This window comes from Fictibacillus phosphorivorans, from assembly GCF_001619875.1.
GTDB classification, from domain to species: domain Bacteria; phylum Bacillota; class Bacilli; order Bacillales; family Fictibacillaceae; genus Fictibacillus; species Fictibacillus phosphorivorans_B.
Genome location: NZ_LRFC01000038.1, coordinates 170305 through 187193, shown reverse-complemented (window position 1 = coordinate 187193; position 16889 = coordinate 170305). Strand labels below are relative to the sequence as shown.

21 protein-coding genes are annotated in these 16889 nt (G+C 41.6%); 11 read left to right on the top strand and 10 right to left on the bottom strand.

What is annotated here, in order from left to right:
- Window positions 1-289: 289 nt before the first annotated feature.
- Window positions 290-1573, bottom strand: a complete 1284-nt coding sequence (locus AWM68_RS16975) for an HD domain-containing protein (RefSeq protein WP_066244599.1) — start codon at window positions 1571-1573, stop codon at window positions 290-292.
- Window positions 1574-1887: 314 nt separating this feature from the next.
- On the opposite strand from AWM68_RS16975, the gene AWM68_RS16970 reads away from it, so the two are divergent.
- Window positions 1888-2688 carry a class I SAM-dependent methyltransferase gene (locus AWM68_RS16970; protein WP_066244597.1) on the top strand — a complete coding sequence of 267 codons (801 nt, stop codon included), beginning with the start codon at window positions 1888-1890 and terminating at the stop codon, window positions 2686-2688.
- On the top strand, window positions 2688-3521 hold the full coding sequence (locus tag AWM68_RS16965; protein ID WP_066244594.1) for a lipoate--protein ligase family protein: 834 nt from the start codon (window positions 2688-2690) through the stop codon (window positions 3519-3521). The genes AWM68_RS16970 and AWM68_RS16965 overlap by 1 nt, the downstream gene beginning before the upstream one ends.
- A 279-nt stretch (window positions 3522-3800) precedes the next feature.
- Here the strand turns inward: AWM68_RS16965 and pta are convergent, their stop codons facing one another.
- A complete protein-coding gene (gene pta / locus AWM68_RS16960; protein ID WP_066244591.1) occupies window positions 3801-4772 on the bottom strand; it encodes a phosphate acetyltransferase in 972 nt (323 codons plus the stop codon).
- A gap of 215 nt (window positions 4773-4987) precedes the next feature.
- Here pta and AWM68_RS16955 point away from each other — a divergent pair, with 215 nt between their 5' ends.
- The 5 genes from AWM68_RS16955 (at window position 4988) to gerQ (ending at window position 8386) form a co-directional block, all read left to right on the top strand.
- On the top strand, window positions 4988-5314 hold the full coding sequence (locus AWM68_RS16955; protein WP_066244589.1) for a four-helix bundle copper-binding protein: 327 nt from the start codon (window positions 4988-4990) through the stop codon (window positions 5312-5314).
- Window positions 5315-5422: 108 nt separating this feature from the next.
- The gene (locus AWM68_RS16950; protein ID WP_066244585.1) at window positions 5423-6199 is read left to right on the top strand and encodes a sporulation protein; all 777 of its coding nucleotides are present in this window, start codon (window positions 5423-5425) and stop codon (window positions 6197-6199) included.
- Between the two features lie 78 nt (window positions 6200-6277).
- A complete protein-coding gene (gene hemQ, locus AWM68_RS16945; RefSeq protein WP_066244582.1) occupies window positions 6278-7021 on the top strand; it encodes a hydrogen peroxide-dependent heme synthase in 744 nt (247 codons plus the stop codon).
- A 426-nt stretch (window positions 7022-7447) separates the two neighbouring features.
- Window positions 7448-7879: a cell wall hydrolase gene (locus tag AWM68_RS16940; protein ID WP_066244579.1), complete on the top strand. Its 432-nt coding sequence runs from the start codon at window positions 7448-7450 to the stop codon at window positions 7877-7879.
- A gap of 12 nt (window positions 7880-7891) precedes the next feature.
- Entirely contained in the window at window positions 7892-8386 is a 495-nt protein-coding gene (gene gerQ, locus AWM68_RS16935; RefSeq protein WP_231868447.1) for a spore coat protein GerQ, read from the top strand.
- 67 nt (window positions 8387-8453) lie between these two features.
- Here gerQ and AWM68_RS16930 read toward each other — a convergent pair whose 3' ends face one another.
- Together AWM68_RS16930 and AWM68_RS16925 are read right to left on the bottom strand one after the other, a co-directional pair.
- On the bottom strand, window positions 8454-8825 hold the full coding sequence (locus AWM68_RS16930; protein ID WP_066244576.1) for a DUF423 domain-containing protein: 372 nt from the start codon (window positions 8823-8825) through the stop codon (window positions 8454-8456).
- Window positions 8826-8941: 116 nt separating this feature from the next.
- Entirely contained in the window at window positions 8942-9169 is a 228-nt protein-coding gene (locus AWM68_RS16925) for a YvrJ family protein (RefSeq protein WP_066244574.1), read from the bottom strand.
- A gap of 206 nt (window positions 9170-9375) precedes the next feature.
- Between AWM68_RS16925 and AWM68_RS21540 the strand changes: the two genes are divergently transcribed.
- Window positions 9376-9546, top strand: a complete 171-nt coding sequence (locus tag AWM68_RS21540; protein ID WP_156488439.1) for a hypothetical protein — start codon at window positions 9376-9378, stop codon at window positions 9544-9546.
- A gap of 9 nt (window positions 9547-9555) precedes the next feature.
- Here the strand turns inward: AWM68_RS21540 and AWM68_RS22050 are convergent, their stop codons facing one another.
- From AWM68_RS22050 to AWM68_RS16915, 3 genes are all read right to left on the bottom strand, one after another.
- Window positions 9556-9678: a hypothetical protein gene (locus AWM68_RS22050; RefSeq protein WP_269446799.1), complete on the bottom strand. Its 123-nt coding sequence runs from the start codon at window positions 9676-9678 to the stop codon at window positions 9556-9558.
- 359 nt (window positions 9679-10037) lie between these two features.
- Window positions 10038-10361: a YwdI family protein gene (locus AWM68_RS16920; RefSeq protein WP_066244572.1), complete on the bottom strand. Its 324-nt coding sequence runs from the start codon at window positions 10359-10361 to the stop codon at window positions 10038-10040.
- A 255-nt stretch (window positions 10362-10616) separates the two neighbouring features.
- Window positions 10617-10847 (bottom strand): hypothetical protein, encoded by a 231-nt coding sequence (locus tag AWM68_RS16915; protein WP_066244568.1) that lies wholly within the window; start codon window positions 10845-10847, stop codon window positions 10617-10619.
- A gap of 358 nt (window positions 10848-11205) precedes the next feature.
- Between AWM68_RS16915 and AWM68_RS16910 the strand changes: the two genes are divergently transcribed.
- Window positions 11206-11763 (top strand): beta-class carbonic anhydrase, encoded by a 558-nt coding sequence (locus tag AWM68_RS16910; protein WP_066244566.1) that lies wholly within the window; start codon window positions 11206-11208, stop codon window positions 11761-11763.
- 41 nt (window positions 11764-11804) lie between these two features.
- On the opposite strand, the gene AWM68_RS16905 is transcribed toward AWM68_RS16910, so the two are convergent.
- Entirely contained in the window at window positions 11805-13394 is a 1590-nt protein-coding gene (locus tag AWM68_RS16905; RefSeq protein WP_066244564.1) for a bifunctional metallophosphatase/5'-nucleotidase, read from the bottom strand.
- Window positions 13395-13656: 262 nt separating this feature from the next.
- Here AWM68_RS16905 and AWM68_RS16900 point away from each other — a divergent pair, with 262 nt between their 5' ends.
- Entirely contained in the window at window positions 13657-14007 is a 351-nt protein-coding gene (locus AWM68_RS16900) for a general stress protein (RefSeq protein WP_066244561.1), read from the top strand.
- Between the two features lie 41 nt (window positions 14008-14048).
- Here AWM68_RS16900 and AWM68_RS16895 read toward each other — a convergent pair whose 3' ends face one another.
- On the bottom strand, window positions 14049-14570 hold the full coding sequence (locus tag AWM68_RS16895) for a hypothetical protein (RefSeq protein WP_066244558.1): 522 nt from the start codon (window positions 14568-14570) through the stop codon (window positions 14049-14051).
- 100 nt (window positions 14571-14670) lie between these two features.
- Between AWM68_RS16895 and AWM68_RS16890 the strand changes: the two genes are divergently transcribed.
- Window positions 14671-15885 carry an NAD(P)/FAD-dependent oxidoreductase gene (locus AWM68_RS16890; RefSeq protein ID WP_066244554.1) on the top strand — a complete coding sequence of 405 codons (1215 nt, stop codon included), beginning with the start codon at window positions 14671-14673 and terminating at the stop codon, window positions 15883-15885.
- Window positions 15886-15928: 43 nt separating this feature from the next.
- Here the strand turns inward: AWM68_RS16890 and AWM68_RS16885 are convergent, their stop codons facing one another.
- Window positions 15929-16726: an alpha/beta fold hydrolase gene (locus tag AWM68_RS16885; protein WP_066244552.1), complete on the bottom strand. Its 798-nt coding sequence runs from the start codon at window positions 16724-16726 to the stop codon at window positions 15929-15931.
- Window positions 16727-16889 lie beyond the last annotated feature (163 nt).

The window sequence follows — 16889 nt, the reverse complement described above, 5'->3', positions numbered from 1 at the left end:
TCTATTTGTAGGCTCTTTGCGTAACCTATGTTGCTCTTGAGAGTAGTTGATTTCCGTTTCAGGCGCTCGCTTTCCGCGGGGCAGTCGGTGAGCCACATTCGTAACGTTTCACGTTTAAGTGTCTCACCCGCCCGCTTGTCCCGCAGGAGTCTCGCCCCTTCCACTTCAATCAACTTGTCAGTGAAGTCTATTAAGACCAAATTAAAAGGACTCTTTTATAAACACTTAAAATGCTCCTAAAGTTTACCCTTCAAAATCTCACTGCTTACAACATTAACTCTCAGAATTTCTATCTATTTAAAATCTCTTTAATTTTACTTTTAAGCGTTTCGTCTTCAATCGCCTCAATGAGATCAAGTGGAAAATACAGCTTGTGATCTGTTCGGCGTTTTCCTGAAATGGCTTCCACAACATCCGATTCGCGGGATAGCTCACGAATATCGCCGTTTGGCTTCAACAGGTTGATCGGCAGGCGCTCTTCTTTTTCACCAGGACGGTAAAAATCGTATGGCAGATCTGATGATGAATCGACGACTAAATAATATTTCGGATTGATGCCTGCTTCTGTAAAGTAGCCGGACAATAAATGTCCATCCGTAAACGAAACCATTTCGGTATATTTAAATAATTTCCGATCAATAAATCGCTGACAAAGATCGCTAAGAATAGCATCCTCTTCTTCCATCCAGCCTTGGAAGTAATAATGAATAACCCCTTCATCTAGAGAGATATAGTCGTGAAGTGAAACATTGCCTTCAAACAGCGTTTTAAAATGAGACAGCTCTCTTTTAAAGGTATACCCTGTTTCATAGAGTTCCTTCGCCCGGTGAAGAATTTTACTCAAAATGACTTCAGCACTGCGCGTTACAGGATGAAAATAAACTTGCCAGTACATCTGGTAGCGGCTCATTATGTAATCTTCCACTGCATGCATTCCACTTGATTTAATGACAACACCTTCTTCTGTCGGACGCATCACACGAAGAATCCGCTCAATATCGAAGTTGCCGTAGCTTACACCAGTAAAATAGGCATCTCGTAAAAGGTAATCCATTCGATCTGCATCAATCTGACTTGAGATCAAACTGACAATCAGTTTATCTCGGTGTGTTTTAGCGATCACTTCTGCCACTTGCTTCGGAAAATCCTCACCCATCTGCAAAAGGACGTTATGAACTTCTGTATCTCCTAAAATAATATCTCTGCTGAACTCCTCATGATCGACCCCGAACACTTTTTCAAAGGAGTGTGAGAATGGACCGTGTCCTACATCATGCAAAAGGGCAGCGGACAGAACGAGCAGACGCTGCTCAGGATCCCACGTTTGTTTTTCTTGAAAAATATCAATGATCCGCCTCGTAATCTCATAAACACCAAGAGAATGGCTAAAACGGCTATGTTCTGCTCCATGAAATGTTAAGTATGTCGTTCCAAGCTGCCGAATTCTGCGCAGCCTTTGAAACTCGCGCGTGCCGATCAGACGCCAGATCAGCTCATCACGCACATGAATGTATCGATGCACTGGATCTTTAAATACTTTCTCTTCGTGCAACTTTCCTAATGGTTTGGCCATTGAATTTTTCCTGCTCCCTCTCTACAGCATTTATAGGTAAGAGTTCTCGTAAAAAAGAAAAATCCCTTCCTCAATCATTACGTCGAGAAGGTATTTTCTGTACCAAATTCGTGTTGTATTTAAATAGAATATACCCTATTGTATCGTGTTCATAACTTTGAAAACAACCACTATTTTTTTCTAGCTGGTCCTTCTATTTATCGGTAAAAGATATCTGTTATCCACCATTTTCTTACCCTTTTAATTTGAGTTATACTAGATAAGGCTTAATACGGAAATGATAGATTTTATATAGATTTCAGGAGGAACAAATCATGGATCAAGAACGCAGAATTAGAAACGGACAAGCATGGAGCAACAGCTCTTATAACGCTTGGGTAAACCGCTATGGCATGCCGGAAAAAGCAGTTGCACGTATCAAAAAAGATCCTAAGCGCCGCCTTCAGCCACTGGATCAGTACGTTGGAGACGTTTCGGGCAAAAAGGTCGTAAATCTATTAGGTTCTCATGGCAGTAAAGCAGTTGCACTCTCACTGCTCGGAGCAAATGTTACCGTAATCGATATTTCAGAATCGAATGCAGCTTATGCGCGTGAACTGGCTGATGCAGCTAATGTTAATGTCCGCTATGTGGTAGAGGATATATTGAATCTGCCAGAATCCGAAATGTCTGCAGATTATGATATGGCGTTTATGGAGAACGGCATTCTTCACTACTTTACTGATCTGAGCGACTATTTTGCGGTAGTTGCAGGTCTTTTGAAAAAAGGCGGAACACTTATTCTGCAAGACTTTCACCCTGTATCTACAAAACTTATAGAATCTCAAGGCAAAAGCCAAGCGGTACGAAAACATAAAGTTTCAGGGAACTATTTTAGCGAAGAGCTCATAACGACAGACGTTGCGTATTCTAAGTTTTTGCCTGAGATGCAGTACGCAACATCAGAGGAACGCGCACCGTTTCAAGTGCAAATCCGCCAATGGACGCTCGGTGAAATCATTACAGCAATCGGTACAGCTGGACTATTGATCAAACAGTTCGTTGAAGAACCACACCCGGATGAACTCGACCGAGGCATTCCAAAATCCTTTATTATTGTGGCAGAGAAACTGTAATGGCGGATCATTTACTGAGTCAGCCCGCTTGGCGGCTGATCGACCAGTCTACCCTCGGTCCGTCATTTGATGCGCGGCAGTCATTTGCGACCGATGACACCCTTTGCACGTCGATTGGAAGCGGCGGTTCACCGGCAACCGCACGCACGTGGGTTCACCATGACACGATTGTCCTCGGCATACAAGATACACGCCTTCCTCATTTGAAGGAGGGAATTGATTTTCTGGAGTCTAAAGGTTATCGCGTTATTGTGCGGAATTCTGGAGGGCTTGCCGTAGTGCTTGACAGCGGCGTGCTAAACATCTCACTGATCCTTCCTGAAAAAGAAGGCACGATCGACATCAATCAAGGGTACGACACGATGACGGCACTTGTTGAAGAGCTGCTCGCGCCTTATGATACGGCGTTTGAAGCGTATGAGATCGTCGGTTCTTATTGCCCGGGAAGTTATGACCTAAGCATCGGCGGAAAAAAATTTGCAGGAATTTCTCAGCGGCGTATGCGCGGCGGGGTCGCTGTACAGATCTACCTTTGCGTGGACGGCAGCGGTTCAGAGCGTGCGGCGCTGATCGGAGAGTTTTATAAGCGAGGATTAGCGGGTGAGGAGACAAAGTTTCAGTATCCGGTGATTGAGCCTCGCGTTATGGCGAGTTTGGCGGAACTGCTCGGACGTCCTCTGACCGTTTCGGATATTCACGCTACTTTACTTGGTGTATTGCACAAGAATAGCGAACTTTTTTACAGCGGACAGCTTTCAGCGGAGGAAAGCGAGCTGCTACCTGGAAATATTAAACGAATGTGGGATCGAAACGAGAAGGCACTGTCACTATAGGTGATGGTGTCTTTTGAGGTCCCAATAGCGCCTATTCCATGGGAAAAAGACAACTTATTTAATAATCACTGAATAAACAATGTTTATCACGGAAAAAAAGCCTCTCATCACGGAAAAACGACCTCTTATTAAGGAAAAATGAATGTTCATCACGGAAAACTTATATAACATGGCAATAGTGTCCGTTCCAAACGTACAAAAACCTATTATCAGCATCTTTGCGTACACTGACATAAAAAAGCCAGCTCACAATGAGCTGGCTTTTCCCACTACATAAACTTACAGTGCTTGCATCGCTGTAATCAAGGCTAATTTATAAACGTCTTCTGCATTACAGCCGCGGGAAAGATCGTTAACAGGCATGTTCAATCCTTGAAGGATCGGCCCGATTGCCTCAAAACCGCCTAGGCGCTGAACCATCTTGTATCCGATGTTTCCTGTTTCAAGGCTTGGGAAGATAAATACGTTCGCTTCCCCTTTGATAGGTGATTCTGGAGCTTTTTTAGCCGCAACAGACGGGACGAACGCTGCGTCGAACTGAAGCTCTCCGTCGTACGGAAAATCTGGGTTCATACCTTTAAGAACTTCCAATGCTTCTATCACTTTTTCCGTCTCAGGTGAAACCGCGGATCCTTTTGTAGAGAATGAAAGAAGCGCTACTTTCGGGTCAATTCCAAAAACGCGAGCCGTTTCAGCAGAAACCATCGCAGATTCAGCTAAGTCTTGGCTGTTTGGAGAAATGTTGATCGCGCAGTCAGCGAACACATACTTCTCGTCACCGCGAACCATGATGAACGCACCAGATGTTTTCTTCACGCCTTCTTTTGTTTTGATGATCTGAAGCGCCGGACGAACAGTGTCAGCTGTAGAATGTGCTGCACCACTAACAAGTCCGTGAGCTTTTCCTGTGTATACAAGCATCGTTCCGAAGTAGTTTTCATCCAACAAAATTTTGCGTGCTTGCTCTTCTGTTGTTTTACCCTTGCGGCGTTCAACCAGTGCGTCAACCAATGCATCGAACTCCCCATATTCAGCAGGGTTTAGAACTTGTACACCATCTAGTGAAAAACCACCAGCTTGTGCTTTTGCTGTCACGTCAGCAGGGTTTCCTATTAAAATAGGCTGCAATACTTTTTCAGATGCTAGACGGCTAGCTGCCTCTAGAATTCTTTCGTCCGTCCCCTCAGGAAAAACGATAACCGGATTTGCGGATTGTACTTTGTTTTTTAAATCTATAAAAAGATCACTCATGATTTGCCTCCTATTTCCTATAAACTACTCTACTTTTTGCACTCCCTATTAGGTTACTCCTTTTTCCATACCTTTTAAACCTACCCATACAGTTGTAAGCGCTTGATAGGAGAAGTTCTTATATTTTGAATTTTTCAACGTCTAAACCTCACATGTTTACAACGACAGCTTAGGGGAACATTTTACTAAAATCAATGATAGGAGGTTTTTCCGAAATGAACCAAACGTTTCAAGAGTGCATCGATGAATGCCTGCGTTGTATCCAAGCGTGCAACCATTGCTATGATGCTTGTTTAAAAGAAGAAGACGTAAAGATGATGGCAGATTGTATCAGACTTGATCGTGAATGCTCTGATATTTGCAGTTATGCTGCAGAGATGATGGCGAGAAACAGCCCGTTCATCAAAGAAATCTGTGAACTATGTGCAAAAGTTTGTGAAGCCTGCGGTAATGAATGTGAACAACACGAACACGAGCATTGTCAGGAGTGTGCAAAAGCCTGTTTCAGATGTGCGGACGCATGTAGAAAGATGATAGCCTAGACTGAAATAACTTTCTTCCAAATTGGAAGAAAGTTTTTTTATTTGCACATGAATCTTTTCAAGTGCCCCTCCGTACAATTAATTGAAAAATTTGGAGGAGGAATTCAAATGTCATTTGTAAACCGCATGTTAGCTTCAGTAGGAATCGGATCAGCAAAGGTAGACACCCTTTTAGATAAAGATACTTACGCACCTGGCGAAAACATAACAGGTAAGATAAAAATTGAAGGCGGCAAGGTCGATCAAACCATCGATCACATTACCCTTTATGTCATGACAGAATACTACCGTGAAATAGATGATAAAAAAGTTCGTGAAACAGCGGCGATCGAGAAAACGACTGTTACGAGCTCTCTTACCGTAAAAGCGGGCAGCCAGCAAGAGATCCCGTTTTCATTTAAACTACCGTATGATGCACCGTTAACTCTCGGCCATACGCCTGTCTGGATTAAAACAGGACTCGATATTCAGATGGCTGTAGATCCTACAGACAATGATCAGATTCGTGTGCTGCCAGATGCGGAAACGTCTGCCATTTTTGATGCGATCGAACAGCTTGGGTTCCGCCTCAGAAAAGCATACTGCGGTTCTGCACCGCGCTATATGCGCCAGAGACTTCCATTTTTACAAGAGTTCGAATATGTGCCGACTTCAGGAGCATATAGAGGAAGTCTTGATGAGTTAGAAGTAATTATGGTTCCAAAGGCAGACAGCATCGAACTGTTACTTGAAATTGATAAAAAAGGGAAAGGATTGTTCGGTATGCTGTCAGAGGCGATGGATCTTGACGAAACAAAAGTACGCCTTAAGCTAACACGCAGCGAGCTGCAAAATCCTTCTGGTGTAAAAGCAAAAATTGAGCAGCTGCTCCGCCAATATAGTTAATCCCTCCTTTTTGGATTCGTCCCTACTTATGGTATATTTGTAGGGACGTGTTTATATCTAGCAAGGAGTGAAGATACGATGAGTGAAGCAGCGATTACACTAGAAGGCTGGTATTGCCTTCATGATTTCCGTTCGATGGACTGGGCCGCTTGGAAAACGCTTACGAGTGACCAGAGAGAATATGCGATTAACGAATTTTTAACGTTTCTTGAAAAATGGGAGAACGTAGAAGCAAACAAAGCGGGCAGTCATGCTCTTTACAGCATCATGGGGCAAAAAGCTGATTTCATGATGATGCTTCTTCGTCCTACGATGGAAGAACTAAACGAGATCGAGAACGCATTTAACAAGACAGCATTCGCGCAATATACGGTAAAAGAATACTCTTACGTTTCTGTTGTTGAGTTAAGTACGTACAACCCGCAAAACGAAAGTGGCGAGATGGATCCGATGATTAAAGCTCGTCTGTTCCCTGAACTGCCAAAATGGAAGCATGTATGTTTCTATCCAATGGACAAGCGTCGTGATGGTGACGATAACTGGTACATGCTGCCGATGGAAGAGCGCAAGAAGATGATGTACTCTCACGGTATGATCGGCCGTGGCTATGCAGGGAAAGTGAAGCAGATCATCACTGGATCAGTTGGCTTGGACGATTGGGAATGGGGCGTAACGCTGTTCTCCAACGACATGCTGCAATTCAAAAAACTCGTTTACGAAATGCGCTTTGACGAAGTAAGTGCGCGCTACGGCGAGTTCGGATCTTTCTATGTTGGAAACATCCTGACGAAAGAGGCAGTACCTGCATATCTGCAAGTGTAAGTGATGAAGGTGACTCGTTTTGATAACGAGTCATCTTTTTTCGTATTACCTGTTAAAAATTGGCTAACGTGAAATTATGACAATTAATGTGAATATATTTTGATTAACGTGAAATTAATTCATATAACGTGAATTTATAAAAAATAACGTGAATATATAGTTTAAACTTGCTCTTAATAAAGACCTTGTCCACTGAACACGTACATACACTCTCTAAAAGTCCTTTCCACAAAAACAACTCTCTGAAATCTACTTCTGCCCCCCTTTCGTAATTGTAATCCCTATTTCTTTCTGGTCTTCTGCTGTGAAAAACAAAAACTTCACCTTCGTTTGGTCTAGTTTGCCAAAACAGCTCATACACATAATATCGAATGTTCTGTTTCCCTGCTTGTACACCAAGAATGAACACATAGAGGGGGAAGGCAAGTGGCAGTCATTAAAGCAACAAATAAGGATATTGATCTGCTGGCACGGCTCATACGTGCTGAGGCGGAAGGGGAAGGCGATCAAGGCATGCTTCTCGTTGGCAACACCGGCGTAAACCGCATTCGCTCTAATTGCCTTGATTTTAAAAATATCCGAACGATGCAGCAAATGGTTTTTCAGCGGCCTGGAGGATTTGAAGCTACCATCAAAGGATACTTTTATCAAGGCGCGAGAGAGAACGAACGAAGATTAGCAAAAAGAGTTATTAATGGTCAGCGTTTTCATCCCGCTAAAAACTCGTTATGGTTTTTTGATCCAAAGGGGGCTTGTCCTCCGACTTGGTACAATCAGCCAAACTCCGGAAGCTTCAAGGCGCATTGTTTTTATCAGCCTAAACAAAGTGATTGTCCAAATGTGTTTAACACCTTTTAGGGAGGTTTGTTGATGAACAACTTTAATCCGTATGGTCAAGAGTATTATCGGCAGCAAAATGGCATGAATGGCATGGGCGGTATGATGGGTGGTGGAATGGGTGGCGGTATGGGTGGTATGGCTGGAATGGGCGTTCCTCAGGACATGGCCCAAAGCCAGCAAGCACCAGGAATGGGTGGCGGTCCCCTGCCTGATATAGGTGCACCAGGTCAACTTCCGCTTGAGCAATCTTATATTGAAAACATTTTACGTATGAACAAAGGGAAAGTCGCAACCGTCTATATGACGTTTGAGAACAACGAAAAATGGAACGCGAAAGTTTTTAAAGGGGTAATTGAGGCAGCAGGTCGTGACCACATTATTTTAAGTGATCCCCAAACAGGAAAGCGTTATTTACTGTTAATGGTGTACGTGAACTATGTAACGTTTGATGAAGAGATCAATTATAGCTATCCGTTCGGCACGCAGCAACAAACCGGGCAGCTCTCACAATACAGCCCACGTTGATAGAACTTCATTCCTGTCTGGTTCAGGCAATCATAAATCAAGGCGCTCTAAATTGAGCGCCTTTTTATTATGCTTTTACTACTGCAATAATCAGCAAAATCCAACCTACGATGAACGCTACGCCACCAAGCGGTGTGATCGGTCCAAAAAACTTCATGCCTGTGTTTGAGAGTGCGTACAGACTTCCAGAGAACAATAATATACCAATAAAGAACGACCATCCTGCTCCCGTTAATAGAGCCGATGCTGGCCACTTTCCTAGTAAAATGCCGACTGCCAGCAATGCGAGTGCGTGATACATATGGTATTGAACCCCTGTTTGGTACACACTTAGCATGTTGCGTGCTGTTAATTTCGCCTCAAGTGCATGTGCACCGAATGCTCCCAGCATGACAGCAAGCATGGCTTGAATCGCTCCTAATATAAGAAAAAGCTTCATAGTGTTCCACTCCTGTTTTTCTTTTATCTTACCACTGAAGTATGCGGATACAAAAGAATGCCACAGGATTGTAAAGATTTTGGCGGACGGGTTGTCCATGATAAAAAATGCGAACGTTAACGTTTCTTCGGCTGACGTTCGCTGTCCAGCAAGCGGACATATTGATCGATCTTCCTTTCAAGCTCCTCTTTTTCTACCAGCTCTGAGTGAAGTTCTCTAATGATTCCTTCTAAACTCTGAATCCGCTTTTCAAACTGAAAAAGCAAATAACCAGCAATGACGATGGGAAAGCCAACATTTCCGAGGAGATTGACAAGGTTTAACCATTCACTTGCACCATTCATATTCTACTCACCCCTCAATTTCTATCGAACAAAAACAGAACGTATGTTCGTAATTTTATTATAAAACGAGGGATAAATTTTTACCATCATTCCATTCTCATATTTTCATTTTGATTCATTTGACCTATACAAAAAAGAGGTTTAAATAAAATTATATAGTGGAATACAAAAAATAAGACAGAAACGAATAAGGGAGGAACAACAAAATGGAACTTCTTATTACGATGATCTATACAATGATTGGTTTAGCTGCTCTTAGCCTTATTGCAACAGCCGCTGCCGTTTATTTTTCTAATAAAAAGATTAACGAAAAGATTGAAATTGCAAAACGCAGAGATCAAAGAATGGAACATCAAAACACATACGTATCGATTTAACAGTGCTGACTAGGCGCTGTTTTTTTGTCTGGCTGTTTTCGCAAACTTTGTTGCTTTTGGAAGTGAATGATCTTCGTTCCAGGCTGCTCGCTTTCCGCGGGGCAGGCGGTGAGCCACATTTGTACGTTTCACGTATAAGTGTCTCACCTGCCCGCCTCAAGGAAGTATACTTGCTCCTGTGTCTACAAGTTTATGCTTCCGTAGTAAGATTCCTCGTCGCATGCCTTGAAAGAAGCTTCTCATGTGGTAGGCACGCACCTTGCACTACAATCATTGAACATAGAAGACAACATTTTAAAGCAACAATCTTTAGAAAAGAGCGTTTTGTTTTTATTGAATGAGTGTTTAAAGCAGGCGGAATTCTAGTTCAATTTCTCGAAATTATTTGTAGCACTCCTAGAATTACGCTTTCTCAGTACCTCACCTGCCTTACAAACCACAATAAAAAGAAAAGCCCGCTCAAAAAGAGCAGGCTGTTCACCAAAAAGCATTTAAAAATCAAAAATAGAGTCACCATTGCCATCTTTTTCGTCTTGATCTTCATCATCATAGTCCATATCGAAATCCATCATCGATTTTTTATGAGTTTTTGCAGGTGGTGCGATCATCATGCTTGTCGGCTTCTGCACAGGGTGAGACGGTATCCATTCTTTTACACCAGCTGAATGGTCCTCTTCTGCCTCCAGCATGAGCTCGCACAACGTTTGAATCGCTGAAACGTGTTCACGCAGCTTAGGAGAATTTTCACTCAGCTGTTTCATTTCGGCTACATGCTTTTCTATTTTCTTCGCAAACTGACTTACTGGTATATTCATCGGATTCACCACAATTGTCTTTTTTTCTTATTTTAACAAACAGCTGCACATAAATAAAATAACGCAAAAAGACAGCTTTAAATAAGCCGTCTTTCGCGCTCCAAATTCCGCTCGGTAACCCTCCATTCACTAGCACACGTACGGTGATCCAGGCCGCCAGCATGATAGTGAATGCGAAAATTGATTCAGTTTTTGTCTCTAATAGAAGTCCCCCTTTACATTAAAGTCTCTTTTCCGCTCCTATCCATTATGATTCTATGACGTATCTACCCAACTGAAATTCTGCTTGTTGAATGTGCCCGCATTTGCACGTTCAAAATCAGATTCAATCTTGTCACTCACTTTTGCATACGAGAACGAACTAACGGCTAGAGCATTCGTCATCATAACTTGTCCTGTTTTCGGCATTGACACTGCAACCATGTAATTCTTCATAACCGACCCCATTAACAGCAGAACCCAAAGGACATACGTCATAACTTCCATCTTCCCTACCCCTTTCAATTTTCCGTTTATTTGTTCCGATCTATTTAAACCTACTTTACTGGTAAGTTGATTCTAAGTTTTTCCTCCTTTCAAACTTACCAATTTATGTGGTGTTACTTGCGATTATACGTACCTTTTACTAAAATGTTTGTCACAATGTGCTTTTGTTTTAGAGTTTCTATCAACAAAACAAGCGCTTCCTAAACAAAAAAGAGCAGATTGAGCTCTCTTTTTTGTATAATAGTTAATATAGAAGTGAATATGTTAGCGAGTTTAAGCTGAATATGATAGAAAAAGACGTATACTTCTAAATCTTTTCATTGTCTAATTATTTTCTGTAGAAACAAGGAGGAGAATCATGTCCGTACTTAACGAAATCTTAGAATTCAATCACCAATTTGTTGAAAACAAAGAATATGAACCTTTCCAAACCACTAAATTTCCTGATAAAGGGCTCGTCATTGTGTCTTGTATGGATACAAGACTGACTGAATTACTCCCAAGTGCAATGAATATTAAAAATGGTGATGTAAAAGTTGTAAAGTCAGCTGGAGCGGTTATCTCCCATCCATTTGGCTCGATTATGAGAAGTATTCTTGTTGCGATCTATGAACTAAAAGCTGAGGAAGTGATGGTTATCGGTCACTATGACTGCGGTATGAGCAGTGTGAACCCTGATCAATTCATCGCTAAAATGAAAGATCGCGGTATTGAGGATACGACTCTCGACACATTAAGATATTCTGGACTGGATTTAAAGAACTGGCTTAAAGGTTTTGACAGTGTGGAGGATTCAGTGAAAAACAGTGTCTCACTCGTAAGAAATCATCCTCTGCTTCCTGAAGGAGTAAAAGTTCACGGTCTTGTCATCGACCCGGCGACAGGCAGATTAGATCTAGTAGATCGTGGCGAATAGAAAAAAGGCAAAGCGACTTACATGCGCTTTGCCTTTTCTTATTATTGATTAATCTTTACAATTCGTCCTTCGATCTCTGCTGTTACTGAATCACGATTTTTAAAATAATTTACTAATGCATCAAGATCTGTAACGGAAATGGTTTGATTCTTTCCTTCTAATAAAACCGTGTAACCGTCACCGCCGCCTGCCATAAAGTTGTTTACTGTAACGGTATACTCTGTAGCCATATCAATCGGAGTTCCGTCGTTTTTAACTATGGAGACCGTTTTTTGTCCAACTGGTTTAGACATATCAAATGTTGCTTTTAATCCAGAGATTTGAAGCATCTTTTCACGCCCTGTTGACCATTGCGATTCAAAAAGTTCTTTGATTTGTGCACCTGTTAACGTCATTGTTACAAGATCGTTGCCAAAAGGCTGAACGTTGAAGAGTTCACCCCACGTCACTTCTCCTGGATTGATCACATCACGAATTCCTCCTGGGTTCATGAACGCAAAGTCCGTGCCTGTTTGCTCTGTCATAGAGTCAGCAATCACATTACCTAATTCAGATTCGCCGCTATATGCTTCCGCGCCTGATAATAACTTATCTGCTTTGCCAACTACTTCATTAATAATTGGAGCCACTTGGTCTTCCGCACGCTTAATGATTTCCGTTATCTTCGCATCTGGAGTGATTCCGTTATGGAACGTCGTAACCACTTCAGCTTTCTTTTCTACAATGTCCTTTGTGCGGCGGTCAATCTTTAGATCTACATCTGCAAATGCCGTTCCGTACGAATAGGCTTGTACGAGTAACTTATTATCTACTACTGCATTTACGTTTCTATGATTGTGCGCGCCAAACATAACATCGATTTCATCATCAACGTTATTTGCCATATCTACTAATTCACCAGAAACTTCTCCTGTACTCGCTTGATCGATCGGGTTATGAGCAAGCACAACCATTGCCTTTACACCCTTTTTCTTCAGTTCCTTAGCTGCTTTGTTAATTGCCTCGGTCTCGTCTGTAAACTCTACACCAGCTGTGCCGCTTGGGATAACAATGTCAGGCGTATCCGAGAAAACAACACCGATAAATCCGATATCTACACCCTTCACTTTTTTAATCGTGTAAGGTGGAAGAATAGGTTTCTTTGTCTCTTTATCTACTACATTAGCAACCACGTAAGGGAAGTTGGCTCCTTCAAAATCACCTGTCTTCTCATGAGATCCGCCATTAATCAGTCGCATCATCTCATCTACGCCTTCATCAAATTCATGGTTACCTAGTGTACCTACATCAAATCCCATCTCGTTCATGATTTCAACAGTCGGCTCATCCTGCAGCAATGCGGACGTTGGCGAACTCGCGCCTACCATATCTCCAGCATGAACGATAAGCGTGTTATCATTCTCAGCTTCTCTTTGCTTTATGTAGCTAGCTAGGTAATCCGCACGTCCTACAGATTGATTAGCCACCTTGCGTGTAATATCAATCTGGCCATGAAAGTCGTTCACTCCAAGCAACTGAACGTCCAAATATGGACCGCTTTGCTTTGAAAATGAATTTCCTTCTGCATGGACAGCTGTTCCCATAGGTGTTAATGCCAATGACAGCGCTAAGGCCGAAAGTGTTTTCTTCATCTGAAATACTCCCCTATCATTTCATTTTGTCAAAAACCCAACAGTTTAAATTATATATTTTGAATTGTAAAAAGATAGAGGATATTCGTTAAATTGGTGTAAAAACGTTATATTCCTATAAAAAAAGGAGTTAGTACCTAGAGATTCTTGATGAATCCATAAATTTAGTACTTTCCTCCCGGTTACTTAGTGAAAAAGGTAGTTTAATAGGGGCTGATTCCGTGAATATATATTATAACTTCGTAAAAGGAGAGGATAGTAAATGGTTAAACCAATCGTACACGAATTCAACTCCCAACAAGAATTGATTGCAGCTGCAAATGAACTGAAGACGCAAGGTATTCACGAAGACAACCTGTATGTATTATCTCACGAAAAAGATGACACAAAAGATCTTGCACATGATGCAGATGTTAATACAATCGGATTAAAGGAAGAAGGACTGGGCACTGCCCTCAGCAACGTATTTGAATCAAGAGGGGACGAGCTCCGCAAAAAAATGACTGAAATGGGGTTATCTGACGTTGAAGCGGATCAGTACGAAAGAAAGCTCGACATGGGTAAGATGTTATTAATCATAAAAGATGAAGACAAGGTAACAAACTTACCATAAAAAAGAAGGAGCTGCTTAACCAATCGGTTTAGCAGCTCTTTTTATGCCGTTTGCAATGATTTCTCTTCATGAAAATAAACTTCCGAAAGCTTCTCTAACGCTTTTTTCATTTCCCTGCGAACGCCCCATCTATAAATGAGAGAAAGAAGAGCATTTTTTGAAGTTCCCTCACAAACCCATGCCACTTTTACCACTTCCCCTAACGAAAACAATTCATATTTAAAATATAATAACGTTTCACTTGCATTTATTTTCATAAAATAGTGTATAGTTCTCAAATGTACACATCTGTATATGCGCAAACCCGCAGAATTCCCATCAGCATTCCAGTAAACAGATGCTCCCTCTCCCTTTTCAGGACCTATATATAAAAGGTCGATCTCCTCTTCTTCACTCTCCATTTGCCACCTTTTCCAATTTTTTATTGTAGATAAATCATTATACAGTTGTTCTGTTGATGTCTGGACCAAAACCGTTTGTGAAACACTCCATCTTTTTGGGATAAAAAGAATCATCCTGATAAGAACGAGCAGTATAAAACCTGTCAATATCCAATAAATCATGTACACTCCCCCTCCTTCTTATCGTATTGATAAATATTTCCTTTCATGCGTTTCTTTCATGTCATTCGGGGGAATCAATGGAAGACGAGGAGGAGTAAATATGAATCTACACAACGGTCAGCTATATTGGCCTGAAACGTATACAGAAATCACTCAATTTCCAGAACTTGAAGAAAATATCTCGTGTGACGTATTAATTGTTGGCGGTGGAATGGCTGGCGCTCTTTGTGCTCATGTATTGAGTCAGGAAAAAGAACTTGATGTTGTATTAATTGATAGAAGACATCCCGGCTCAGGAAGCTCCTCAGCGAATACTGGACTTCTGCAATTCTCCAGTGACAAGATGCTTCACGAACTGATTGAACAGCAGGGCGAACAAGATGCGGTATATTTTTACCAGCTTTGTCAGACCGCGATGAAAGATTTATACAAGGTCGCCTCTCAACTCTCAGAGAATCCTGAATTTCGCCCTCAAAAAAGCTTATACTTCGCCAGCGCAGGTGAAGACGCCTCAAAGCTAATTCGTGAATATGAAGTTTTGAAAAAATATGACTTTCCGGTTGACTATTTAGAGCCATCAGAAATTTCTTCAAGGTTTCCATTTTCAAAACCTGCTGCTCTTGTCACAAGTGGAGATGCCGATGTAAACCCGTATAAATTTGTTCAGATCCTGTTAAAAGACGCTGCAGCCACAGGAGTAAGAATTTTTGAACAAACGCCACTTATACGCAAAACCAAAACCGTACATGGGTTTACATGTGAATCGGAAAGAGGAGTTATTTCAGCTCGTTATATTATTTTTGCGACCGGTTATGAAAATGACTTTCTCGCTCAGCAGCTGGGAGCCGATTTAAACCGTTCCTATGCTATCGTAACTGAACCGCTTCCTTCCTTGAAAACGTGGTACAAAGAGTGGATGATCTGGGAAACGAAACGTCCTTATCTGTATATGAGAACGACAAAAGACGGAAGAATTGTTGCTGGCGGCTTGGATGAAGATAAAGCAGAGGCTCCGTTAAATGAAGGAATGATTGAAGAACACGGTGAGCGGATCCTTGAAAAGGTTAGGGAACATTTCCCCGATTTAGCACCAAGGATTTCTCATACATGGTGCGCGACATTCGGAGAATCACATGATGGTTTGCCATATATCGGTGAACACCCGAACCGTCTTGGTGAATACTATTGTTTAGGTTTTGGCGGAAACGGAACGGTCTACAGCATGCTGGGCGCAACCATCATTAAAGACTTGATTACAAAAGGTTTCCACCCCGCATCACGGTTATTTACGATTGCCAGAGCTGTAAGTTTATAACCGAACGAAAAAGGAAGTCCCCCAAACGGGGACTTCCTTTTTATTATGACGCATTTGGTGCTGCGGCAATTTGTCTTTTAATGAATTCAATTGAATTCTTGTTAAAAATATCTGGCTGGTCAACATTGCATACATGTCCGCAATCTTTGATCGTCAGAAGCTTTGAATGCTTTTTCTTGTCGATAAACGCCTGAATCGGCGGTAAAAACATATAATCTTCCTCACCCATTATATATAGGGTTGGAATCGGGATTTCTTTTTTGCGCAAGCTTTGTAAAAAAGGATTAATTTTTAGCGTTAGCTTAAACCAGCGCTTAAATTCGTTCTGACAAAGCTTTTTGGCTTCACCAATAAACAAAGAACGGGAAGCTTCATGCCTTTTCTTCGGCATAATGACCCAAGCAAACAAGCTGTACAACCACATGTACGGAATAAATGACTTACAGAGGTTGCCCATCGCAATTAAGAGCCTCGAGCGGAAATTCATCTTCGTCACCGCACCGCCAAGCGTCATGGTAGCTACTCGTTCAGGGTAGAGTTCAGCGATTGTTTGTATTAAAATCGTCCCTAAAGAAATACCTACAAAATGTGCTTTTTGGATATTAAGATGATCCATGACTTCAAGCACATCCAGGCTGACTTCTTTAAACGAATATTTTTTTAATAAAAATTTATCGGATTGTGATTTGCCATGACCCCTGAGATCAACGAGCAAAATATTAAAGTGCTGCTTGAATTCTCGTAACTGTTTATACCAAATGGATGAACTGCCCCCTGCTCCATGGACAAAAATCACCCATTGATGATTTTTTTCGTGTGTATACGTTTTGTAATGAAGCACAAAGTACTCCTCCTAGTGGTTTAAACATTCTGTAAATTTTCCAGCCTTCATTTTAACATACATTATTCATTTTGTACCCGTTTCCACGGAAAAGAATGTGTACAAACTGGAAACATAACCGCAATGTATTTATACTGTAACTATATAAACGAAGTAAACGTCA